The sequence below is a fragment of the Natrinema halophilum genome (genome assembly GCF_013402815.2).
GTDB classification, from domain to species: Archaea; Halobacteriota; Halobacteria; order Halobacteriales; family Natrialbaceae; genus Natrinema; species Natrinema halophilum.
The window spans coordinates 3,646,667-3,667,944 of record NZ_CP058601.1 but is presented as its reverse complement, the minus strand read 5'-3'; the positions used below and the strand labels follow the sequence as shown (position 1 = coordinate 3,667,944).

22 protein-coding genes and 1 tRNA gene are annotated in these 21,278 nt (G+C 59.1%); 9 read left to right on the top strand and 14 right to left on the bottom strand.

The genetic code is table 11. From position 1 onward, the window contains the following. The first annotated feature begins 547 nt into the window (after positions 1-547). Positions 548-1,336: a mechanosensitive ion channel family protein gene (locus HYG82_RS38430; protein ID WP_179264621.1), complete on the top strand. Its 789-nt coding sequence runs from the start codon at positions 548-550 to the stop codon at positions 1,334-1,336. An 18-nt stretch (positions 1,337-1,354) separates the two neighbouring features. Here HYG82_RS38430 and HYG82_RS38425 read toward each other — a convergent pair whose 3' ends face one another. Next, complete coding sequence (locus tag HYG82_RS38425) at positions 1,355-1,876, bottom strand: hypothetical protein (protein ID WP_179263076.1); 522 nt, start codon at positions 1,874-1,876, stop codon at positions 1,355-1,357. A 136-nt stretch (positions 1,877-2,012) separates the two neighbouring features. Between HYG82_RS38425 and HYG82_RS38420 the strand changes: the two genes are divergently transcribed. Both HYG82_RS38420 and HYG82_RS38415 read left to right on the top strand, forming a co-directional pair. Further along, positions 2,013-2,456 (top strand): hypothetical protein, encoded by a 444-nt coding sequence (locus HYG82_RS38420; protein WP_179263074.1) that lies wholly within the window; start codon positions 2,013-2,015, stop codon positions 2,454-2,456. Between the two features lie 181 nt (positions 2,457-2,637). Next, a complete protein-coding gene (locus tag HYG82_RS38415) occupies positions 2,638-3,087 on the top strand; it encodes a hypothetical protein (protein ID WP_179264619.1) in 450 nt (149 codons plus the stop codon). Here the strand turns inward: HYG82_RS38415 and HYG82_RS38410 are convergent. Continuing rightward, the gene (locus HYG82_RS38410; RefSeq protein WP_179263072.1) at positions 3,072-3,740 is read right to left on the bottom strand and encodes an O-methyltransferase; all 669 of its coding nucleotides are present in this window, start codon (positions 3,738-3,740) and stop codon (positions 3,072-3,074) included. The genes HYG82_RS38415 and HYG82_RS38410 overlap by 16 nt on opposite strands. 207 nt (positions 3,741-3,947) lie before the next feature. Between HYG82_RS38410 and HYG82_RS38405 the strand changes: the two genes are divergently transcribed. Both HYG82_RS38405 and HYG82_RS38400 read left to right on the top strand, forming a co-directional pair. Continuing rightward, positions 3,948-4,403, top strand: coding sequence for a dCTP deaminase/dUTPase family protein (locus tag HYG82_RS38405; protein ID WP_179263070.1), 456 nt, complete (start codon positions 3,948-3,950; stop codon positions 4,401-4,403). 42 nt (positions 4,404-4,445) lie between these two features. Continuing rightward, positions 4,446-5,306 (top strand): hypothetical protein, encoded by an 861-nt coding sequence (locus tag HYG82_RS38400; protein ID WP_179263068.1) that lies wholly within the window; start codon positions 4,446-4,448, stop codon positions 5,304-5,306. A 62-nt stretch (positions 5,307-5,368) separates the two neighbouring features. Here the strand turns inward: HYG82_RS38400 and HYG82_RS38395 are convergent, their stop codons facing one another. Both HYG82_RS38395 and HYG82_RS38390 read right to left on the bottom strand, forming a co-directional pair. Continuing rightward, positions 5,369-6,169 carry an enoyl-CoA hydratase-related protein gene (locus HYG82_RS38395; protein ID WP_179263066.1) on the bottom strand — a complete coding sequence of 267 codons (801 nt, stop codon included), beginning with the start codon at positions 6,167-6,169 and terminating at the stop codon, positions 5,369-5,371. Further along, complete coding sequence (locus HYG82_RS38390; RefSeq protein WP_179263064.1) at positions 6,169-7,737, bottom strand: long-chain-fatty-acid--CoA ligase; 1,569 nt, start codon at positions 7,735-7,737, stop codon at positions 6,169-6,171. Before HYG82_RS38390 ends, HYG82_RS38395 begins: the two co-directional genes overlap by 1 nt. Before the next feature lie 185 nt (positions 7,738-7,922). Here HYG82_RS38390 and HYG82_RS38385 point away from each other — a divergent pair, with 185 nt between their 5' ends. Next, positions 7,923-8,540 (top strand): universal stress protein, encoded by a 618-nt coding sequence (locus tag HYG82_RS38385; protein WP_179263062.1) that lies wholly within the window; start codon positions 7,923-7,925, stop codon positions 8,538-8,540. Between the two features lie 74 nt (positions 8,541-8,614). Here the strand turns inward: HYG82_RS38385 and HYG82_RS38380 are convergent, their stop codons facing one another. Together HYG82_RS38380 and HYG82_RS38375 are read right to left on the bottom strand one after the other, a co-directional pair. Next, the gene (locus HYG82_RS38380; protein ID WP_179263060.1) at positions 8,615-10,177 is read right to left on the bottom strand and encodes an HTTM domain-containing protein; all 1,563 of its coding nucleotides are present in this window, start codon (positions 10,175-10,177) and stop codon (positions 8,615-8,617) included. A 753-nt stretch (positions 10,178-10,930) separates the two neighbouring features. Further along, a complete protein-coding gene (locus tag HYG82_RS38375; RefSeq protein ID WP_179263058.1) occupies positions 10,931-12,100 on the bottom strand; it encodes an ATP-binding protein in 1,170 nt (389 codons plus the stop codon). Positions 12,101-12,455: 355 nt separating this feature from the next. Here HYG82_RS38375 and HYG82_RS38370 point away from each other — a divergent pair, with 355 nt between their 5' ends. After that, a complete protein-coding gene (locus tag HYG82_RS38370) occupies positions 12,456-14,078 on the top strand; it encodes an alpha/beta hydrolase family protein (protein WP_179263056.1) in 1,623 nt (540 codons plus the stop codon). Positions 14,079-14,465: 387 nt separating this feature from the next. Next, positions 14,466-14,858, top strand: coding sequence for a hypothetical protein (locus HYG82_RS38365; RefSeq protein ID WP_179263054.1), 393 nt, complete (start codon positions 14,466-14,468; stop codon positions 14,856-14,858). Positions 14,859-15,325: 467 nt separating this feature from the next. Here HYG82_RS38365 and HYG82_RS44700 read toward each other — a convergent pair whose 3' ends face one another. The 8 genes from HYG82_RS44700 to HYG82_RS38330 all read right to left on the bottom strand — a co-directional run bounded on the left by HYG82_RS44700 (position 15,326) and on the right by HYG82_RS38330 (position 20,593). Continuing rightward, entirely contained in the window at positions 15,326-15,670 is a 345-nt protein-coding gene (locus HYG82_RS44700) for a MaoC/PaaZ C-terminal domain-containing protein (protein WP_179263052.1), read from the bottom strand. A 600-nt stretch (positions 15,671-16,270) separates the two neighbouring features. Beyond that, a tRNA-Thr gene (locus tag HYG82_RS38360) sits at positions 16,271-16,344 on the bottom strand. 11 nt (positions 16,345-16,355) lie between these two features. Then, the gene (locus tag HYG82_RS38355; RefSeq protein ID WP_179263050.1) at positions 16,356-16,871 is read right to left on the bottom strand and encodes a GNAT family N-acetyltransferase; all 516 of its coding nucleotides are present in this window, start codon (positions 16,869-16,871) and stop codon (positions 16,356-16,358) included. Continuing rightward, on the bottom strand, positions 16,840-18,063 hold the full coding sequence (locus HYG82_RS38350; RefSeq protein WP_179263048.1) for a phosphoglycerate kinase: 1,224 nt from the start codon (positions 18,061-18,063) through the stop codon (positions 16,840-16,842). The genes HYG82_RS38355 and HYG82_RS38350 overlap by 32 nt, the downstream gene beginning before the upstream one ends. Positions 18,064-18,165: 102 nt before the next feature. Further along, positions 18,166-18,774, bottom strand: coding sequence for a CBS domain-containing protein (locus tag HYG82_RS38345; RefSeq protein WP_179263046.1), 609 nt, complete (start codon positions 18,772-18,774; stop codon positions 18,166-18,168). An 84-nt stretch (positions 18,775-18,858) separates the two neighbouring features. Then, positions 18,859-19,629: a GTP cyclohydrolase III gene (locus HYG82_RS38340; protein WP_179263044.1), complete on the bottom strand. Its 771-nt coding sequence runs from the start codon at positions 19,627-19,629 to the stop codon at positions 18,859-18,861. A gap of 317 nt (positions 19,630-19,946) precedes the next feature. After that, positions 19,947-20,273, bottom strand: coding sequence for a DUF5785 family protein (locus HYG82_RS38335; protein WP_179263042.1), 327 nt, complete (start codon positions 20,271-20,273; stop codon positions 19,947-19,949). An 80-nt stretch (positions 20,274-20,353) separates the two neighbouring features. After that, positions 20,354-20,593 (bottom strand): hypothetical protein, encoded by a 240-nt coding sequence (locus HYG82_RS38330; protein ID WP_179263040.1) that lies wholly within the window; start codon positions 20,591-20,593, stop codon positions 20,354-20,356. Between the two features lie 361 nt (positions 20,594-20,954). On the opposite strand from HYG82_RS38330, the gene HYG82_RS38325 reads away from it, so the two are divergent. Next, the gene (locus HYG82_RS38325) at positions 20,955-21,098 is read left to right on the top strand and encodes a hypothetical protein (RefSeq protein WP_179263038.1); all 144 of its coding nucleotides are present in this window, start codon (positions 20,955-20,957) and stop codon (positions 21,096-21,098) included. Positions 21,099-21,278 lie beyond the last annotated feature (180 nt).

The following is a 21,278-nucleotide window of genomic DNA, read 5'->3' as shown; positions in this document are numbered from 1 at the left end:
TCTATTCTGCCACGTATAATATGCCGGAAGAAGGCCCGGTATATCTCGTTTTGGTATCCAGTCTAGAATACGTTCGTGTCGGAAATGACCGGACAGCGTCGGCCGTCGTTTGCGACCGAAACCGAACGCTCTCGGCAGAAAACGAGTAGTCGGTACTCGGGCCGATCAGATTTCATCGGTAATTCGATACTTCAGCATTCATTTGACAATCCACCGACTGTTTTCTATGAGTGAAACTGGACACGTTTGGGCGGCCGAGAACGAACGCGCTCTATCGTCGTCGATCGGCCGCGCAGAGCCGACTGTCTCGTTCGGTCACAATATTCATTTATCGCCGACGGCTCGAGGGGAGGCGAGCAGCTGTGATCAGAACGGATTGTGATATCGACAGGAACCCGTATCGATTCGTCACGGTATAGTTGATGGGCAATTCGCCGTAACGGACACTTCAATCGAGACACCGACACGCCACGAAAACTGTTAGTTTCACAGATAATTGATAGCCACACAATTACGAAACGTGAGTGGAACCAACGACGAGGCGGATATGTTACCGTATTACCCCGCTCAGGCACAGGTTCCAGAATGGTTGCAAGATCCCATCGCAGAATTGGCCACGTTCGTGCCCCGACTACTCGGTGCGTTGATAATCCTCGCTATCGGCTGGATTATCGGTCGGCTGACGGGGCGCGTCGTTCGACGAATCGCAGATGGGATCGAACTCGATCGAATGGTTCTCGAGACGCCGCTCGGACGAATCCTCGGTGGAACAGAACAGGCCGTCTCGGGTGCGTTCGGGAAACTCGCAAAGTGGTTCGTCTACGGCCTGGCGTTGCTCGCCGCCGCGAACGCACTCGCAATTGCGACGTTATCGGAGTGGGTCTCGACGGCGGTGTCGTACTTGCCGGCTTTCATCGCCGGTCTGCTGGTCATCGTCCTTGGGTTCGTCGTCGCAGATTTCATCGGCGATGCGATCGAGCGAACCCGTGCAGCAACCCAGACCGCCTACACCACCTGGTTCGCTACCGGTGCCCGGATGTTCCTCTACTTTACGGCGATCGTCATCGGCCTCGATACGATGGGGATCGACGTCGGAATCCTCTACGTGTTCGCGCGAGCGCTCGCGTGGGGTCTCGGCGCAGCGATCGCGATCGGCGTCGGCGTCGCATTCGGTTGGGGCGGCAAAGACTACGTCGCAGAGAACATCGGGAGCTGGATGGGGCGAACCAACGAAATCACGCCGAGCGAACGATCCACCAGCGGTCGCTCGAGCGGCAGTCAACGCCAGAGCCCCGACAGAGAACCGGGCTCGGAACCCGGTCCCGGTGACGACTGATCAATATCGGGCTATCGATCAATCAGCCGTTGACGTGACGTGCGTCGGTTCAGCAGTCCCCTCGCGGGGAAAGAGCGGTTTCACCGGAACGACGACATCAGCTCTGACGAGTCTGCCGTTTCGGAACCGAATCTTTTCTATGTGCGCCAGCGAGTGAGTCGCGTCGTACCCCATCTCGATCCGGTTGACGATTGCCTCGACCGCGTCGATGTCGACCTGATCGGCTGGTACGGTGTCGGTGACGACCCTGATACACCGTCGCCGAGCGTAGACGTCGAGTCGGCCCTCGAAGGCAATTTCAAGGTCCTCGATCCAGTCGTGAATCGTGCCGATCGACGGCCCACCGTCACCTGTCGGAAACGTGATCGATACCTGGCAATCGGTCGGACGCTCTCGGACGAATCGTCTCCAGAACCGACGGGCGAACCGAACGGTGTTACTGTCAGAGGCTCGCGAAGCGACGCGCCTCGCACGGTCGAATACGGCCAGTGTGTATCGTCTCAATGCTGTTTCGGATTCAGCCTCGTCGCGTTCCCCCATTCGTTCTCATCGTCTTACCGGCGTCGGTAATACATCCTTTGTTGTTCGCCGGCGCCTCGGTCTACATGTCTTATTGTATTCACTTCGCCGGAAGTCCGCGAGAGTTTTGTACAATCCGTTGCTACCGAATAGCAGAATGCCACGAACAGGCCCCAGCCCATCAGTTCTCTATCACGCTGGCGGCGTCGCAATCGTCGCTTCCGGTGTCGCGGTTAATACCGTATTTGACGCCCCGTTTCGAACGATCATTGCTTTGTGTCTGATCACACTCGGCGTCGCAAGCGTTACGAGGACCGCACGAGATCACAGTACGTCCCGGCTGTTGCGTAACGCGAAGCGATGGTGGTTCATCGCGTTTGCAACGTTCGTTCCCTACGCCCTGGCAACGGCACCCGACAGCGAAGCTGCGGCCGCCGTCGGCGGCGCCTTCGCCGGTCCGGTCGTCGGCTTCGCGCTCGAGGCAGTCGCCGGTGCAACGGTCCTCTGTGCGGTGTCGATGACGGTACTATACGGCTTCGCCTGGTACGGGATCCATCCCGGCCGTCCGACCCCTGAAGAGCGCATCCTGCTCGAGGAGTGAAGCGTCCCGTTCAGTTCGCTCGGCGGTGGCCTGCTCAGTAACACCGGGAATCTGGACCCCCACTGGAACCGTGAATTCGTTCGAACGGCGGGAGAGAAAACGGAGGGTTTCCACAATCTGGGCGGGCGTCGGAGCCAGGCAACAGCTATATATGCAGGCACCTACTCAACCCGGCAAAGCGGTGCACGACGTGATTCCGACAATACGCGGTTCGGACCGGTACTTGCTCGCCATCTCGCTGGCCTGTTTCGCCGTTGCCGGCGTCACCAACGTCGCCGTCGGTTCGGTTGAATTAACCCTCGGAGCGACAGTCCTTGCTATCGCCGGGGTCTACTGTATTGCTCGCTACGCCGGGTCGGTCGACCGGCGGACGCTAGCGCAAACGGCGCTGGGGCTTTGGGTAGGATTCCTTCTAATCGCCAGCAGTCACGCCGTCGGCCTCGAGGCGGTCGGCTCGATGGCACCAGGCCCAACTCGAGTAACGGTCGTCGCACTCACCGCAGTCACGTGGGCGACGCTCCTTTCGGCAATCGGATCGACGATCTTTCTCGGCTTCCGGGAGTACGCCTCCCCGTCTCCGGCCGAAAATCAAGTTATCGACGGCGACGCGTCCGACTACTTTACACGGTAACTCACCGCGATTCCTTCGCCCAGCGGCACTACTATCGTCTCGAACGCCGGATCCGTCCGGACCGTCTCGAGATAGTCGATGACCCCCTGGGTGTGCTCGCTCGTCCCGTTCGGCGACCCGCCCTCGGCCCACTCGAGTAGCGCGTCGAACTCGACCACGCTAGCCGTTACTGCGTTATCGGCTACGACGACGCCTCCGACCGGTAGTTTCGATCTGACGGCGTCAAACGCATCGGCGTACGCGCTCTTCTGGTGGTCGATCAGGACGACGTCGAAGGGGCCGTCGACAGTCTCAATCGTCTCCATTGCGTCGCCACGTTCGTATCTCGCCACCTCGTCGTACCCGCCCGCAGCCATGTACTCTCGGGCTAGCTCGAGTTCGGCGTCGTCGACCTCAGTGAGTACGATCTCGCCATCGTCGGGTAACGCGTCGGCGAACCAGTAGGCGGAGTAGCCGTAGCCCGAACCGAACTCGAATATCCGCTCGGCGTCGCTCAGGCGAGCGATAAACCGGAGGAACGCGCCGACGTCGGGGCCGACGTGCGGGAACCCCTTGGCGGCCGCGTACTCGTCCATCTCGAGCAGCGTTTCGTCCGGTTCCGGGCCGACTGCGCGAACGAAGCGTGCGATATCGTCCGTGAGTACGTCGGTCATACGCGAGGATACAGGCCCCAGCATATAGGGTTCGGGGCTCGCAGCGGATTCGTGACAGCGTCGATTGAGTCACGGGTCGCCCGCTCGGTCCGTCGCTGATGGACCACTGCTCGTCGTCGTAAGAATTTCGACACAGGTCCTGCAGCGAAACCGCCGACGGCGACGACACCATCCTTTTTTGCGTTCGAAACCGTCAGTTCACCCGATATGTCTTCCGACCATTCCCTCGTCGAAAGCGTCGACAATCTGGTATACGAACCGGTACAGGTTCACGAAAGCGGGATCGATCTGACCATCAGCGCAGTCTATGAGGTCGCCGCCCCGGGCCGCCTCGATTTCGGTGGCGACGAACTCGAGGATGCCGACCTCGAGCCTGTGCCGACGGATCTCGAATCACCGGACGATGAATTCGGCTGGTGGGACCTCGAGGGAGGCCAGTACGTCGTCCAGCACAACGAGTTCCTGACGGACCTGGCCGAGCCGGCACAGCTCCAGGCGCGCAACGAACTCCTCGCTCGCGGCGGCTCGCATCCGTCGGTGCTGGTTCGCGATCACCTGCCGCTGATGCCGCTCTCTGTCGCCGGTAGCGGACTCAGGATCAAGGAGAACGCGCGGATTTCGACGCTCATTCCGACCGCCGGTACCGATAATACTTCTCCATAGATATAATAAAATATTTGTCAAAGCAGAGACGAATAAGCGTGTATGGGCTCGCTTCGTACCCGTCTCGCACTCGGCTTCGGGGTGTGGGTCACGAGTACGTTCACCCCGCTGGTTTCGTTCGCCGGTAGCGGAGCCTTCGATGCGTCGGTTCGGGCCGGTACTATCGCCATCGCTGGTGGCTTGTTCATCCTCGGAACCATCATCGCCCGTCTCGGGCTGAGAACGGTCGCTGATCCCGCGAGTCGGTTCCGCGATGGTCTCGAAATGGCCGGTCTGATCGCTATCGCGGGCATCGAACTTACCGCCGCCGTTCCGGCCGCTTTCGCCGTCGGTGTCATCGCCGCGCTCCCCTTCGGTGTCGGCGGTGCTCTCGGGGTCCTCTCGGCGTTTCTGGTCGGCTACGTCGCCGATCGGGCCGTCGTCGCTCGCATCCGATCCGAAACCGAGCGTCGTACGCGCTGGAGCGCAAAGAAGCGTCCCGCACCCAGATGGCGGCGAGTAGGGAGCGCCGTTGCAGTTGTCGGTACGGTCGTCTGGGCCTTCATCGCCGTGACAGCTGGTGAGGTGTTATTTGCAACGATACCGGCGATACTGGGGACCGTCCAACTGGGTACGCTGTTGCAGGGAGTGCGACGACGACGGTACGTGATCACCGACAGCGGCCTGATTACCGCCGTTGGGCTCATCATGTGGAAAAATTTCGATAGCTACAGCGTAACGGACGACGCGTTGATACTCCACGGAAACGTGTGGCTGTTTGGAACCATCGCCTACGACCGTGAGAGCGTCGACGACCTCGAGACGGTTATCGATTCCCTCGATCACTATCTCGCTCGTCAGGATGGGACCCACTCGGACCCATCGATTCTGGATACCTTCCGACAGATGTTGAGACCGTCGTAAGAGACGTCACGGAGCGGCCCCAGTCCGATACTGTAGCAGGAGACAGAAGGGAATAACGCGATCTATCGACCTTCGAACTCCGGATCGCGATCCTCCAAGAAGGCGCGTACCCCTTCCTCGTGATCCTCAGTTTCGAAGACGATCCCCTGTGCGACCGCTTCGTCGGTCAGGGCCTGATCGAGCGATTTCTCGAGACCCTCGCCGAGGAGTCGGTTGGCGTGGCGGAGCGCAATCGGCGGCCCGGAGACGATCTTCTCGACGAATTCGTCGACTCGTTCGTCGACGTCGTCGCTCCCGTAGACGTGATTGACTAAGCCGATTTCATTTGCGTGTTCTGCCCCGATAATGTCGCCCGTCAGGACGAGTTCCTTCGCGACGTTTTCGCCCACGATCCGGGGAAGCAGGTAGGAAGTGCCCGCATCCACGCTCAGACCGACCTGACGGAAGACGAATCCGAAGACGGCGTCCTCGGTCGCGAGTTGGATGTCACAGGCAAGCGCGAGGTTCGCGCCAGCACCGACGGCCGGCCCGTCTACCAGCGCGACCGTCGGAACCGGAAAGTCGATCAGCCGCCGCAGGAATTCGTTCGTCGAGCGCTCGAGTTCGCGCACGCGGTCGTCAGCGGGAACGTCGCTTTCGATCCGCTCGGTCATCCGCTCGATGTCACCGCCGGCGGAGAACGAGCCGCCGGAGCCTTCGAGGAGGACACAGCGGGCGTCGCTCCCTTCGATCTCGTCGAGTGCTTCCGAGAGACCGGTGCTAAGCTCTTCGGAGAGAGCGTTGCGCCGGTCTGGCTGATTCAGCGTGATGGTCGCGAGGCCGTTGTCCTCGATTTCGAGGAGGACTGCGTCGCCGAGAGTCATCAGTTGTCTCCCTCTCGTTCGCGAAGCTTGAATTTTTGGACCTTTCCGGTCGTCGTTCGCGGTAGTTCCTCGACGAACTCGACCTCACGCGGATGCTTGTATTCAGCGAGGTTGGTCAGGCAGTACTCCTTGATCTCCTCTTCCGTGACGTCACCGTCGGGCGTGCGAACGATGTAGGCTTTGACGGTCTCGCCGCGGCGCTCGTCCGGAATCCCTGCGACAGCAGCGTCTGCAACGTCTTCGTGTTCGAAGAGCAGTTCTTCGACCTCGCGCGGGTACACGTTGTAGCCGCCGGTGACGATCATGTGCTTTTCGCGGTCGACGACGTAGAAGAAGCCGTCCTCGTCCTGGTAGCCGATATCACCGGTGTGGAACCAGCGTCTGCCACCCGCTTCGGTGAAGGCTTCCTCGTTAGCCTCCGGCAGGCCGTAGTAGCCTTTCATCACGTTCGGGCCAGCGACGACGATCTCGCCGGTGATTTCGCGAAGGTCAGCGTTCTCTTCGTCGATCGGTCCTTTCTCGACCGGGGGTACCTCCTCGAAATCCTCGTCGACGACTTTCGAATCGACGCCGGGGACAGTCTTGCCCACGCTGCCGACGCGCCGGCCCTCAATCGGGCTGTTGAAGTGAGTGATCGGACTGGTTTCGGTCAGACCGTACCCCTCGTAGATCTTCGGTTCGTACAGCTCTTCGAACTGGCGCAGGACCTCCACTGGGATCCCGGAACCGCCGACGCCGCACAAGCGCAGCGACGACATGTCGAACTCCTCGGCGTTCGGCTGGTTGATGACGTCATTGTACATCGCCGGCACGCCGTGCATGATCGTTAACTGCTCGTCCTCGATGAGCGAGACGGCGTCCTGTACCTCCCACGAGGGCATCGGGTAGTACGCAGCCCCGTGGAACAGTGATGCGTTCATGACGACCGTCATCCCGTAGATATGGAACAGCGGCAGTACGCCCAGCGTTTTGTCGTCCGAACGAATTCCGTCCGGAATGAGCTTCGAGGCGGAATTTGCGTTCGAACCGAGGTTCTCGTGGGTTAGCTGGACGCCCTTCGGCTGACCGGTCGTCCCCGACGTGTACGGCTGGACTGCGACGTCGTCATCGGCGCGGTCCTCGATTCCGGGATCCGCCGGCTCGAGAAACGCTTCGAACGCGGTCGCACCCTCGGCATCGCCACCCACGCTGACGACGTGTTCGACGTTCGTGTCGTCCCGTACCTCGGTGACGAACGGGATGAGGTCGGACAGTGCGACGACCACTTCGGCCTCGCTGTCCGCGAGCAGATGGGAAATCTCCCGGGATTTGTACTGTGGATTCATCGGGACGACGACCCCACCGGCGCGAAGCGTCCCGTGGAAGGCGATCACGAACTGCGGGAGGTTCGGCAAATAAAGTGCAACCCGGTCGCCCTCACCAAGGCCGCGTTCCTCGAGCGCTGCCGCGAACGCTCCCGTCTGCCCCCAGAACTCTTCGTAACTGATCTCGGACCCCTTAAAGCCGATCGCGGTGTTATCGCCGTACTCCTCGACGGCATCCGCGACGTTAGTGACAAGGTTTGCCATTATCCATGTGATGCGTTTCCTTGTATCGTAAAAAAGATTTACACCGTTCAGGTAATATGCCGAAATTCCTTTCCACCGATAAGCCATCGCGTATTTCATATTATTTTGATTGATAGTTCATAATTAGTATGTTTTAGAACGTGAGTCGAGGATATTTACCATCTCGCACCTAACCTCGGCGTGACATGTATCAGGACGTCCTCATTCCGACGGATGGGAGCGACGGCACCCGCCGATCGATCAACCACGGGGTGACGATCGCGGATCGCTTCGATGCAACGATCCACGCACTTTCCGTCGTTCCCGAAGGACCTCTCGGGACGCTCCAAACGGACGAAGCGATCCCGGCCGCCCATCGTGCGGTCGAGCGTATCGAAGCTGAAGGGACGCGAGAGGGCATCGACGTCGTAACGGCGATCGAACAGGGGGTTCCACACGAACAGATCCTCGAGTACGCCGACGATAACGGAATCGACATGATCGTCATGGGAACGCAAGGCCGTACCGGACTCGACCGGGTGCTCGTTGGCAGCGTCACCGAGCGAGTCGTCCGAATGGCTCACGTACCCGTCGTGACCGTCCGACTGACAGACGAGGTCAGGATCGAAGACACCGACGAAGCCGCACGGATCGCTCGCATCACCGCAGAACAGGACGGGTACGACGATATCACTGTCCTGGAGGAACCACACCGGACCAGCGCCTCGTGGATCGTCCCGCTCGACACCGACGCCGGGCCCGTCCACGTCCACGTCGATGCCGTGACGGGTGAGGCCCGGATCGCAAACAGATCAACGGAGTAACGAGACCCAGTGATCGGTGCCCCTGCTGCGAGTTGGTGTCCCGATTCAGTAGACAGCGCCCGCAGGGCACCGAGTTATTGAACTAGATCGCCGCTGCAGTTGTACTGCTTGATCATGATCTCGTTCGTCGGTTCGGTCTCGTTATACGGCTGTGAGGGCTGTGCCACGTAGTATATTTGAATTTCCTCGAGGTTCGTCCCGTGGTTGCGATTCCAACGATCGCAGAGGTAATTCCCGAGGTAGGACCGGTGATTCGTATTGTCTGCTCCCCAGACGTTCGAGAGGTACTTCCTCCAGCGGGCACTGGGGTACACCGCATTCCCGTCCGGCGGTGGCTCCCAGCTCACCTCGGATTCGTACATGGCATCGACCTCCGTCCCGTTTTCGAGTTCGCCCGGGACGACGTACCAGCCGTCCGTCTGGAGCGGTTCCGGTGCGAACATACGCCAGCTCTGGTCCGTCTCGGTCGCATCGAGGACCGATTCGCCCGGGTCAGGAACCTGCGTGTATCCGACCGCCTGAGCGTTCGAGAGGACGATGAGGACGAGAAACAGCGCGGGTAAAGCTGTCGAGAACACCGCGCGTCCGTGTTCGAGGCCGGCCGAGAGGAGGTTTCGTGGACCAGGAAGGGCGATTCCACCACGGCCAGCCGCGGGACGGTCAGGAACGACGGCGTCGAGTCGTCTCAACCAGCGGTGTAGCGGTTGCGCGAGACCGATACGGGACGCGAGTGCCGAAATCCAGTTCCAGACTGTCGGCGGATAAAACGGGATGAATGCGGCCACGACGATCAGCGGGAAGAGCCCGATTCGCATCGTTGCGAGCATCCCGACGTGCATACCGACGAACCCCGACGCGAGCAGCGCTCGCGGGAGCCCAGTCAAAATGAGCAACAATGGCGCACAAATGACCAGTGCGACCCACAGGTACGTCATAAGCCGCAGCAGGTCGTGGTACTCGGCTAGCACGTTACCAAGCAGAATCGTGAACTGATAGTCGAGACTAAAGACGTAGACGACCGCCTCTCCGTTCAGCCACATCTCACCGTCCGTCTTGTGGATGGCGTTTGCGACGTACATGACGACGACTTGGAGCAACAGCGCCATCGTCGCCACGTTCGAGACAGTTGCCCGATCGGAATCCGCTGGAGAAGCGTCGACCGCCCATCGCTCGTCTAGGGGGAGAAACATCGCCCAGAAGACCAGCATCCGTAACAGTACGTCGCCACCGTTGAGGACCATCGGATTGCGAACGTGTAGTGAGAGCAGTAACAGCCACGAGCAAACTATCGCGACCCTCGTTCGATAGCCGACGATCACAGCTACGGCGAACGCGGCTGCGACGACGAAGAGGAGGCTGATCGCCCACGCCTCCCCGGAGACGGCGTGAAGCGAGTAAACGGTCGAATAGTCCGAATACAACGCCGTTCGCGGGAGAACACCCGAATCCGTATAGAACGCCCCGAGGTTCCGTGATCGGGCTGCGAGGTCAGCGATAAGCAAGAGTCCGAGCGCAATTCGAAATGCAGCGAGCGCTCGCGTATCCACTGCAAACCGACGCGTGATCGCCTGCGAGATCCGGTCGATGACATCCGTCGGTGAGCTATCCGTAATGAAGGAGGTGTTTCGCTTACTCATCGTCAGTTCTAGATATATCGCTTCGGTGTCTCGAGCAGAGCGGCATAAGTTTGCTGTTAGCTGAAAGGGGCGGTTCACCCTCAAGCGGCGGAGAATGGAAGTGAACGGTCCACCATCGTGAATCGGCGGGCGCCGCGTCGCGAACAGGCTGGCGAAACTATCAGGCCAATATGTATGGCCAATAGCACTATACGAACATGCTCCCTCGAAGAGATTGCGGGGGGCAGAGTGCTGGTCGTTGCCCGGTTTGGGGTTCCGATCGTACGGCCCCGCCCCTCGTCACCGATCAGGGATCTCATCCAACGTCGGCCTCCGGCCGGCGTTTCGACCGCGTCGATGCGGTGGCACCGATGAAACGACAGAGCGTCTCGCTACGATGGTCGAAAAACGCTTCGTCGACTCTCTGCTGGACGAACCTATCGGCCGCTCTCGATCGCCGAATCTCGAGGAAACCGAACATCTCGGAATAGCGATTCGATCGTCGGGAGATTGGTTCAAGTAGAGACGGACGAGAACCGCCGTCTGACCTCGAATCGCCCGAAGTCAAGACGGCAGTCGTCGCCCGCGGGGCGGTAGGTGGTGGAGTGGTTTCGAGATCAGCCCCACGGGCAGTCACAAACGAGAAGGCAGGATGGATAAACCTACTCAAACTGAACAAGGATTCTATAAAATACACGACCTCTAGACACATGATTTGACCCCTCGTTTGAGGGAACGATAGGACAGTAGCCCACGTCGCCACCAGAGTGGTGGTTATTCTGATACGTTCGGCAGGGTCGTTTTCGAATCGCTTCCGAATGCCGGAGCATCGACCGCCGGAAGCGTAAACGAAAACGTCGTTCCGCCGTTTGGCCCGTCGTCGACCCGAATATCGCCACCGTGGCGTTCGACGATCCGTTTGCACAGCGCCAGCCCGATACCCGTTCCCGGATGTTCCTCTCGGCTGTGAAGCCGCTGAAATACGTCGAAGATACGCTCCTGATCCTCGGGATCGATGCCGATCCCCTCGTCGTGAACCGAGATGTTCCAGTCCATCCCGTTCCGTTTCGCACTGACGTGGATCCGCGGCGGTTCGTCACCGCTATACTCCATCGCGTTCACCAGCAAGTTCTGAAACACCTGCCGAAGTTGGCTTACGTCACCCTGTACGCGGGGCAGCGACTCCGCCGTAATCTCGGCGTCGTACTCGTCGATCCGAACCTGAAGGTCCTCGCGAACATCGGCCAGAACGTCCTCGAGATGAACCGATTCGAACGGATCACCTTGCGTTTCAACGCGGGAATATTCGAGAAGATCGTCGATCATGGTGCGCATACGTTCGGCACCTTCAACCGCATACTCGATGAATTCCCCGGCATCTTTGTCCAGTTTTTCGCCGTATCGCTCTTCGAGCAACTGGAGGTAGCTCGTCACCATTCGCAACGGTTCCTGTAAATCGTGGGATGCCGCGTACGCAAATTGCTCCAAGCGCTCGTTCGACGCGCGAACTTGCTCGAGCGTTTCCTCGAGTTCGCGTTCGCGCGTCCTGGCTTGCGCATCGTAGGTGCCAGCGGCGAAGCCCGCAACGCTGGCAAGGGAGGTCAAAATGAGGATCGCCGTTAGATCGTCGACGGCTTCGCCAGGCTGAAGGCTGTAGAACGCGAGAACACCAGCCATGGCCCCCAGACCGCCGAAACTCCACTTCGTGATAGTAGAGTAGAAAACGGGTCGGATGTCGGTACGCGGCAACCGATGCCCCCCGACGAGGAGGACCACTCCCGGGACGGCGATCAGTACGAACGTGATCGCTTCGTTGAAGGCCGTCGAACCCGCTGTAACCTCGTGGAATGCGAGGCCGAGTGCGAGCGCGATGTACAGCCCACCGAGAGCAAGGAGGGGAAATCTGCCACCGATATCGGGTGTGAAGCGTCGTAAGCGAGCCACTCATTCTATGGTCACGAACGACCGACATTAGCATTGTGCCGTCTCGCGCCACGAAGGTTCACCCTCCCTGCTCTCCCGCTCAGACGTGTCCGAGCGCCAGACCACGTCCTGCCCCAGACCATCCGGCCGAGCACTGATTGAGGAGCGAATGCAACACCGGACGCGGACTCACAATTGGCGTCGAGAGCGGCGTGACAGTGAGATCAATCGCTCGCGACCGTCCTCCCGTTCGACGACAAACTCGTACCCATCGTAACCGATTGATGCGCATCACTGAGTACTTAATCTACCATCCATCAATTGCAAAAATCACTTATTGCTCCCGGTAATTTGTGCGCAGGAGGTAGCATGTACCATGGTTTCATACCACAATAATGAGGTGTCAAAGCATGACAGTGAAAACGAAACGTCGAACGAACGGATTGAAGCGAGGATAGAGAGGGAGGCGACGACTGCGGCCGATGTCAACACCGGACGGGTCCGTTCAAGCAGGGTCGATAGACGCCAGTTCCTGCAGGCAACGGGCGGGACTGCGACGCTGCTCGCCTTCGGATCGGGAACGGCGGCTGGCTGGAGTTCGCACGGTGGTTTTTCGAAGAGTCACCGAACCATCTCCTCGTTCGACGGAACCGACCTCGCGACGACGCTGTACACGCCCGATGCGGACGGGCCGAATCCAGCGATTATGATGACCCACGGCTGGGGACAAAGTCGGAATTCGCCGCTGACGGTAGCGAAAGCCGTTCGGTACGCGAAAAGTGGCTACGTCGTATTGACGTACGATTCGCGCGGCATGTCCGGTTCCGATGGTATTTCGACCATAAACGGCGAGAACGAGGTCAAAGACGCGATCTATCTCATCGATTGGCTCGCAGGGCGTTCGGAAGTCGAACTGGAGGGACCGAACGATCCCAAACTGGGGATGGACGGCATCTCGTACGCCGGGGGACTACAGCCCTTCGTCGCTCTGGCGGACGATCGGGTCAACGCCATCGTGCCCCGGATGGGGTGGTACGACCTCACTTACTCGTTCGTACCGAACGGCGTCGTCAAGAATAGCTGGCTCACCATCTTGCTCGTGGTCGGTGCCGCATCGACGTTCGACTTCGACCCGGATACTCGTCTGTCAGACAGAATGTACGAGTGGTACGGGGATATCATCGGGAGCAACGGACTACCCCCAGACCCCGAGGCGGGGTTCGAGCAACGATCGCTCGCGTACAACCTCGAGGAATTCGACACACCGACGTTCCTGATCCAGGGCTGGGACGATACGCTGTTCAATCCCAACGAAGGCCTCAGGTGGTTCTACGACCTCCAGGCTCGGGGTATCGATTCGGCTATCGCGTTCTACGAAGGTGGCCACGCGATCGAGGAGATCTTCGTCCCGCTTCACGAGCGCAAATACATGAACGACCTCGCCGTCCGCTGGATGGACGAGCATCTCCGGGGGGCGGAAAGCGAGATTCCGACGGTATCGATGTACCTCAAGCAGCGCGACGAGTGGCGAACCGGATCGCAGTTCCTGCCCGACGACGTCTCGATGACCACGTACAACCTGGGAGACGCTTACGAGAGCGACCAACCGCACATCGAACAGCAGAGCTGGTTCCACGACTCTGAGGTGACGTACGTGTGGCGTGTCGACCGGGACATCGAGATCATCGGGACGCCGCAGTTCGACCTCACCTTCGACGTCGCGGGCTCCGAAGCCCGACTGTTCTTCGAAATCAGGCACAACGGTTCCGATCTGGACCACATCGGCAAACCCGTGACCGAGGCCTATCGCATCGACGGTTCTGGTCGCCAACGCGCCCAGTTCGACTTCCCCGCCCTCCAGCGATTCCTCGCTGCCGGCGACACGCTGTCGGTACGCATCAGCGTCGAGAGTATCCTCTTCGAAGAATCCAACCGATCCGACGGCGTGACGGTCGTTCCCTCCCGGTCCGAAATCCGGCTTCCACAGCGCCCGCAGTAATCGCTCGGGGAGACCGTTCGGAGCGGCTATCGAAGCCGGCAAAGCCGCCACGGGATATTTACCGAAATCCTCGAGAGGAAAAGAGAAATCAGCGAACCGCGTATATTGAGAGCCAGGCACCGCTCGAGACGCGACTGGCACCGCTCGAGACGATAGTCGGACCCGAGCGATCACCGCGTGCAGATCGACCCTTTTTGTCGGTAGCGCCACCGCTTCGGACAGTATCGTCTCCCTCGGGCAGTTCCCGGATTCCTATTTTCGTTTGGCCCGCGCCCGTTTTACCACCCTGTTGGTAATTATTTTTTTGAATATCTTCTAGCAATATCTATTAGTAAAACATGTATTAGGACTAATCTCTTATAGCATAATATGAACGGAGTATCTTGCATGTCGGAAGATAGTAGACTACCGGTTGATCGACGATCGATTCTGAAAAAAGGCGCAGCCGCCGCCGCAGTCGTTACTGGCGGCGCCCTCGCAACGTCCAGCGCCGCTGCGATACATGCGCACAAACGATCCGCACGTATCGAGGCCGACGGTGGTCGCGCCAAGTATCGCCTCGTGATCCCCGATGCTCGAGTCATCGGTAAGAACCTGGAAGGGAACGACAGCATCGAACGGAACTATCGGGAGGATACGGCGATCGTGGAAGGGTACGTCAACGATTCGGCAAAACCGATCTACGATGCGTTCGAGTTCCAGTATGGAAAACGTGACGTCAAAATCGAAGAACTCGGCGAGAATGCAAAGCTCAGAATCTGCGAGAGCTACAATGGCTGACGACGCCGGAAACGGTTCGTAACGGCCGCCCCAGATCGGACTGAGAGGCGGTCTCGGATCAGTGCCTGAAAACGGCAGATGAAAGTAGACCTTTTTCCTCAGAATAAGCGGATAGGATAGTTTAATGCCGTAATATATCCTGTTTTACTACTTTGTTTGGTGCTTGCTCGGAGGCGTACCCTGCAACTGGTAGACGCACAGATATCCGGGATGCTCGTAGGAGTCCGTATAATAAATTCTCCCCGCAGCGACGGGTCACAGACGAATTTGCAGAATTCAAACACCGCGATCGGGATTCGAACTTGGAATGTGAAAATATGGGGTTAGGATTCGTCGCAATGTGACTAGCGAACAGCAATCTTCTCACGACTGCTATAAATATACGACTAGTGGGTTACGATCTTGACGTCGGCTCGATTCGATCTGTCGGAGACTACCCGTTCTATCCGGCTATTTACGCGACTCGATTAGCGTTCTCGTCTTGGCAACGCAGACAGTTTCTGACTGTTGGTTACCCCCCTTTTCTTCTCGGACGGGGATCCGCTATCAGCGTCGCGACGACCCAAATTAATGACCTGTATTTCGTTGTGGATTGTGTCGCCAATCAGTACCGGATTTACAACCGGAACCGAATCCATCCCGTACGAGGCTATGACAGAGTCCGCAAGAATTCCGGTTTGAATTTTTAGGCCTTCCATCACGACGTGTACGAGCTGTCCGTACAGTAGCCGGCCGCCAAACTCCGAATCGGCCAAGTGTTCTTTATCCAAGTGTATCGGGTCGTAGATTCCACTGAGGCCGGCGTAGTTCACTACGTGTATACCTCTGCATCGCCATCAGCAGATATTGAATGCATAGCGACCATCGATCCGTCACTTTCTGCCCACCGGTCGCAGGCGTATGCTGCTTGATTGAATGTGTCTGGAACATTCCATTCGAATTGGGTTACAAGTTAATCTCAGAAATCCCACTCCGGTTCATAAAAGTGGTACTCGGGCAGCCGGGTTGTCTCCACCATGGGGAACGGACACATTGTACAACGTATTGAAATCATTCGTAATTATTTTCTTTTCGTGCGATGTGATTTTCGGGAATCGCTCCAGAATCTCTGCAGAAGAAGTGTCGGGCTTGATTCCTTCCGGATACTCGACCATCGTTTCTAACTAGGGCTAAATATTACCGTAATGTTGGATGAATGATCAATGTTCGATTGCGGCACAATTTACTGGGCGCTCTCCGGCAGTGGACAGATTAGCTGCTTCCAACAGTAGGCGGAGCGCTGCAGCCATGTGTCGACGGTGTTCGGTTCGGCGTTTCTAAAACAGTTACCAAACTGGGAGGTGCGTCGTTTTGTCTCGTGGCAGAAACGGTTGGCAGTACGTCGGAGCGCATGCGGCCTCTTTGCGCGACCAAGCCAGGGGTGGGATTTGAACCCACGAAGTCTCGATTACAAGTCGAGTGCATGAACCGCCCATGCTCCCCTGGCGCAAGCCGAGATTAGCCATCCTCCTTTGAGTGTGTATCGTTTTCGTCTCGATCACCGAGCGACCGAGTCATCGTTACCCGAAACTCGTCGTACCCCCGGCTGCGATAAAATCGCCGTGCGTCTTCGTTGCCGGCCATTACCTCGAGCAGCATGACGTCAGCCCCCTGTTCGGCGAGCGTATCCTCGGCAGCCTCGAGCAGCGCGGTCCCGATTCCCTGGTTGCGGACGGCGGGATCGACGTAGACGTTCGAGAGCAATCCGCGGGTGACGTCGAGTTCGAGAGAGCCGTGCTCGATAGATACCGACGCGAAACCGACGATTTCGCCCTGGAGGCGGGCGACGAGCAGGCCGTCGTTGACCCGGTAGGCAGCGAGTGTGTTGCGCATCGTTTCGCGGTTCGCATCGGGCCGAACCGCCGAGTCGTACGCACGTTGATCGCGGGCGAGCCGAAGCCACAGCTCTGTCACCGTCTCGAGGTCCGCCTGCGAGGCGCGTTCAATCGTCGGCTGCGGGTTGTTCTGGGGCATTCTGGAGTGCCGTTACGGCGGGTAACGGTTCGGCGGTGAGCATCCGTAGTGCAGCCCCGCCGCCGGTGCTGACGTGAGAGAACCCCTCGACGCCGAGTTTGCGCAGGGCGGAAGCGGTATCGCCGCCGCCGACGATGCTCGTGGAACTGTCCGTCGCGGTATCGTACAGCCGTCTGGTTCCCTTCTGGAAGCGATCGTCCTCGAAGACGCCGGCGGGACCGTTGAGGATGACCGTTTCCGCGTCGGCGAGAATGCGTTGGTAGTACTCTAACGTCGAATCGCCGATATCCATGGCTGACTCGCCGTCGCCGGGTGGCAAAGCGTTGACGCCGAGTTCGTAGCGGTCGCCGTCTCGATCGACGGCGACGTCTCGCGGGAGCGCGATTCGGTCGCCGTAGGCATCGAGCAGGTCTGCGGCGCGGTCTATTTCGTCCCAGTAGCCCTGGTCGTAGATGAAATCCGAACTGGCGTCGCCAAGATCGACGCCGTCGGCGATCAGAAAGACGTTGCCGACGACGCCTGCAGTGATGACGTGATCGGCCAGCCCCTTTTCGAGGACGCTCCAGGCGACATCGATCGAATCGGAGACTTTCGCGCCGCCGATTACGTAGACCCGGGGGTCGGGAGTTTCCTCGATAGAACCCAGTACGTCCAGTTCCGCCTCCATCACTCGGCCAGCGTAGCCGGGAAGGACCGTCGGGAGACCGACGAGAGACGGTTGCGAGCGGTGGGACGCGGCGAAGGCATCGTTGACGTAGGCGTCCAAGACCGATTCGAGGCCCGTGACGAGGTGTGTCTGGGCGGCTCGCTCGGGGTCGAACTCCATGTACTCCTCGCTGTAAAAACGGGTGTTCTCGAGGACGACGCAGTCACCGTTCGATAGGGTTCTGATAGTCTTGCGAGCGGCACTACTGAACGTCGCATCGACGTACTCGACGGGCTGGTCGAGCAGGGTCGAAAGCCGATTGGCGTGAGATTCGAGGGAAACGAAGTCGTCCCCGCCGGGACGGCCCTGGTGGGCAAGGACGGCGACGCGACCTCCACGCTCGAGCAGTTCCGAGAGGGTGTCGACGTGGGCACGCAGTCGAGCGTCGTCTGCAAGCGTACCATCGTCGTCGATCGGACTATTGACGTCGACGCGAACACCGACGGTAGTCCCTTCGACGTCCAGATCGTCGAGGGTCTCGATCATTGTCGACCCATCCACCGCGCCACCCGAAAGGTCTTTCTATCGGTCTGATAACGGCCGGTTGCGAAGAGTTCGACCAGTGTCGTCGTTTGGACCGGCTCTCGATTAGACCGTCCGGCAGTCCGCACAGACGAGTTGGCCGTTAGAATCCCACAGGGAATCCGCAAGCGAGCCACAGGCTTCGCAGACTCCCTGAGTGGTATACTCGTCGCCCCCGTTGGGAAGCAGGCGGTTGTCGCCCTCAGACGTCGCTCGAGGGGGCGCAGGGTCGGCGAGTTCGCCCTCTCGATCGATCGACGCCCCGCTCGACCGAGTAGGGTTCATCGTCGCCTGAAACGAGCCCGCAGCGGCGATGACGTCCCGCTGGGTCACGACGCCGGTGATGCCATCGTCGTCCTCGACGACGACGTTCCGAATGTTCTCGCGAGCCATCGTCGTGGCGACGTCGGTGAGCGATCGGTCGGGGTCCACCGTGATTACCGGCGTCGTCATCACCGCCTCGACGGTCGTCTCGGCGGGATCGAACTCGTCTGCTACGAGACCGAGGACGTCCCACTCGGTCACGATACCGACCGGTTCCGTGCCGCGAACGACCAGCGTGCAACTCGTCCGCTCCTCGCGCATAAGTCGGACGACACTGAGGACGGTATCCGACTCGCTGACGCCGACGTAGTCGGTCGTCAAGACGTCTCTGACGGACAGTTCCGATTCCATGTGTGAATGAATCGCACGGACGGGCTAAAAGCTACCCCCGCTACACTTAAGAAAAACGGCAGCGAAGTTCAACAACTCCGGGGATCAGGCCGTGTCCCACTCGAGTTCGACTCGGGTTCCATCAGTTCGGCAGGTCTCGAGGGCGTGTTTCGCCGCGTAGCCGGCTTCGTGAGCGCTCTTTCCGCGGCCAACGCCGACCTGCATCTCGACGTCGACGGCCTCTTCGACGTGGGAGAGTGCTTCGTCGTACTCGTCCCTTCCGAGGTCAGGACAAACGACGATTACGTTGTCCCCGCCCACGAAAAACGAGAGGCTGCCGTGGGCGTAGCGCATGTGGCGCATGAGTTCCGCGTATCCCTGCTCGATCTCGATGAACGTATCGAAGGCGTTGAGTTCGTCCGTGTAATTACCGGTCGCGTTGATCACGTCGAAGTGTGCGATCTGGATGTCCCCCTCGGATCGGTGGGGTGGTTCGATGACCCGACCCTTCAGACACTCACGTCGGTTCTTGTCCTGTGCGCTGCCGGCGTCCTGTATTGTTTCGGTCGCATCGGCCAGGGCCTGTACCGGGTTCGTTCCGGTCGCGACGCCCAGACTGAGGGTCACGGGATACCGGTTGCCGACCGACTCCTGAAGAAGCGCGTGATCCTCGAGCGAGCAGCCGTTCGTCACGGCGATCATGTTGTCGAAACGAGTGAAAAAAGTGTAGCCACCGCGGTTGCCGACGAACTGGGAGATGTCTGCATATAGCCGCGATTGCATGGTCTGGAGGTCCGCCTCTCGTCGCGGCTCGGGCGTCACTGTCCACGGCCCGTAGTTGTCGATCTGAACGAGCGTTACCTGCGTGTTAGTCACTGTGTCCGATTCTTTCGAACGCCGTCGTATAAGTGATACGTAATCCAGATTCGTGATACGGCTCGTAGTGTCGGGCCGTTCAGGGGCAGGTCGGAAGCTAACAGCCAAAATCGTATCAGCTGGTCGCTACCGGTTCGATTGCTGCTGGTATGGTTCTGCTCGGGTAGTGGTCCGAACTCGCAGTTGCAAGGCTTTCGTCCGTGCGGTCAGCGAGGTCTCTCCCGAGTCGACGGTCTCGAGGCTCGGCGCAGTAGCGTCGCCGAACGCCGCCGTCCGCGTTCGGTTCCCGAGTACTGGAACGAGTCGTGGAAAACGGCTTACGCGTGTTTCTTCTCGGGATCTTCACCCTGCGGGTGATAGTCCCAGAAGACGCCTGCGCGCATCGCCGCGCCGACCGCCTTGTGCATGTCGACCATCGTTTCGAACTCCTCGGGTTCGACGTACTCGAAGATCTCGCTCATCGGGACGATCGTCTTGTAGTTGATCCGTATCGGATAGTCGCCGTACTCGTCGACGAACTCGTCGCGGTCCATCGGAAAGTCCTCCTCCTCGTCGACCTTGTCAGCGATGATTCGCATATCGAACTTTCGCATCCCCTCGCTACCCTCCTCGCCGTCGGGATCGACCGGCCAATCGTTGCTCATACTCGGACGTGCGCATGGGTCCCGCAAAAGGATTACTCTCCGTCGCTGTGGGGCCAACCGCGATGCCGCCGAGTCGGCTCTCACTCCCTCGTCGCGCCATCGTCGGCCGTATCGATGTCCTGGGGCTTTTCTCGCTCGGAAAGAAAAGCGGACTGAAGACCGAACTCGTGAGCGCGCTGACGCCAGAACTCGTCGTACTGTTCTTCCCTTTCGTTGACGGTGCTGTGGCCCTGATCGACCTGCGACAGTTTGAGGTTGACCTCCTCCAGTACTGGCTCGCTTACTTCGTCGCCGACGACCCCAGTCCGCATCGCGTCCATGATCGCGCTCTTCTCCTGTTTGAGTGAAAATCTGGCCAGGCACGGCACCAAATTCCGGTGACGGGTGTCGAGGAAGGGGTTCGACAGTTCGTTCCGGAGGATGGATACGCCGTGTACAACAGTGTGTCACATCGGTGGAATGTCGATGGGGCGTTTCGGCTCGTTCTCGAAGGCGGGCCCGGAACCTATCAATTCCGAGCTATCGCCCAGTCGAACGTCCGTCCGATCGGTGTAGTCGGATGCTGTGAGTGCCAGCTATGCTAAAAACGAGGTTTTAGATATTTCCTCCTGGGATTTCCAAAGGCTAGATCTATAGTAAATAGTACATTATTTAATGATGGAGCACATATCATTGCTACAGATGACGGGGTTAAGTAAGGGGAGTAAGGAGCATCTCGAGAAGGCATTGGAGAACGACGATCCATCGGAAAAGGACTTCCACATTCGTCAGGTGATACAGGCCTACGGCGTCGACGACCTTCCGGACGACATCGACACGCTGTAGCCGTTTCGTCCGCCACCGAAACGGGGGACGTCGACTAAGCGAAGGCAAATAAGTGTCGACGTCCTGTCGTCAGAATAACTCGACGATCGATCGCGCAGGGGCTGGCGGTACCACCATGTCGTCCGACCATTCGCGGTCGACTTCTCGGTGTCGTACTCGCAAGCCACTCGAATCACGTCG

Excerpts from the sequence above, each read along its gene's own strand:
- HYG82_RS38355 (WP_179263050.1), bottom strand. The coding sequence starts at position 16,871 with ATGCCCCAGAACAACCCGCAGCCGACGATTGAACGCGCCTCGCAGGCG.
- HYG82_RS38395 (WP_179263066.1), bottom strand. The coding sequence starts at position 6,169 with ATGACTCTCGGCGACGCAGTCCTCCTCGAAATCGAGGACAACGGCCTC.
- HYG82_RS38410 (WP_179263072.1), bottom strand. The coding sequence starts at position 3,740 with ATGACCGACGTACTCACGGACGATATCGCACGCTTCGTTCGCGCAGTC.
- HYG82_RS38430 (WP_179264621.1), top strand. The coding sequence starts at position 548 with ATGTTACCGTATTACCCCGCTCAGGCACAGGTTCCAGAATGGTTGCAA.
- HYG82_RS38350 (WP_179263048.1), bottom strand. The coding sequence starts at position 18,063 with ATGATCGAGACCCTCGACGATCTGGACGTCGAAGGGACTACCGTCGGT.
- HYG82_RS38400 (WP_179263068.1), top strand. The coding sequence starts at position 4,446 with ATGGGCTCGCTTCGTACCCGTCTCGCACTCGGCTTCGGGGTGTGGGTC.
- HYG82_RS38385 (WP_179263062.1), top strand. The coding sequence starts at position 7,923 with ATGTATCAGGACGTCCTCATTCCGACGGATGGGAGCGACGGCACCCGC.
- HYG82_RS38325 (WP_179263038.1), top strand. The coding sequence starts at position 20,955 with ATGACGGGGTTAAGTAAGGGGAGTAAGGAGCATCTCGAGAAGGCATTG.
- HYG82_RS38330 (WP_179263040.1), bottom strand. The coding sequence starts at position 20,593 with ATGGACGCGATGCGGACTGGGGTCGTCGGCGACGAAGTAAGCGAGCCA.
- HYG82_RS38345 (WP_179263046.1), bottom strand. The coding sequence starts at position 18,774 with ATGGAATCGGAACTGTCCGTCAGAGACGTCTTGACGACCGACTACGTC.
- HYG82_RS38365 (WP_179263054.1), top strand. The coding sequence starts at position 14,466 with ATGTCGGAAGATAGTAGACTACCGGTTGATCGACGATCGATTCTGAAA.
- HYG82_RS38370 (WP_179263056.1), top strand. The coding sequence starts at position 12,456 with ATGGTTTCATACCACAATAATGAGGTGTCAAAGCATGACAGTGAAAAC.
- HYG82_RS38420 (WP_179263074.1), top strand. The coding sequence starts at position 2,013 with ATGCCACGAACAGGCCCCAGCCCATCAGTTCTCTATCACGCTGGCGGC.
- HYG82_RS38405 (WP_179263070.1), top strand. The coding sequence starts at position 3,948 with ATGTCTTCCGACCATTCCCTCGTCGAAAGCGTCGACAATCTGGTATAC.
- HYG82_RS38335 (WP_179263042.1), bottom strand. The coding sequence starts at position 20,273 with ATGAGCAACGATTGGCCGGTCGATCCCGACGGCGAGGAGGGTAGCGAG.
- HYG82_RS38390 (WP_179263064.1), bottom strand. The coding sequence starts at position 7,737 with ATGGCAAACCTTGTCACTAACGTCGCGGATGCCGTCGAGGAGTACGGC.
- HYG82_RS38425 (WP_179263076.1), bottom strand. The coding sequence starts at position 1,876 with ATGGGGGAACGCGACGAGGCTGAATCCGAAACAGCATTGAGACGATAC.
- HYG82_RS38380 (WP_179263060.1), bottom strand. The coding sequence starts at position 10,177 with ATGAGTAAGCGAAACACCTCCTTCATTACGGATAGCTCACCGACGGAT.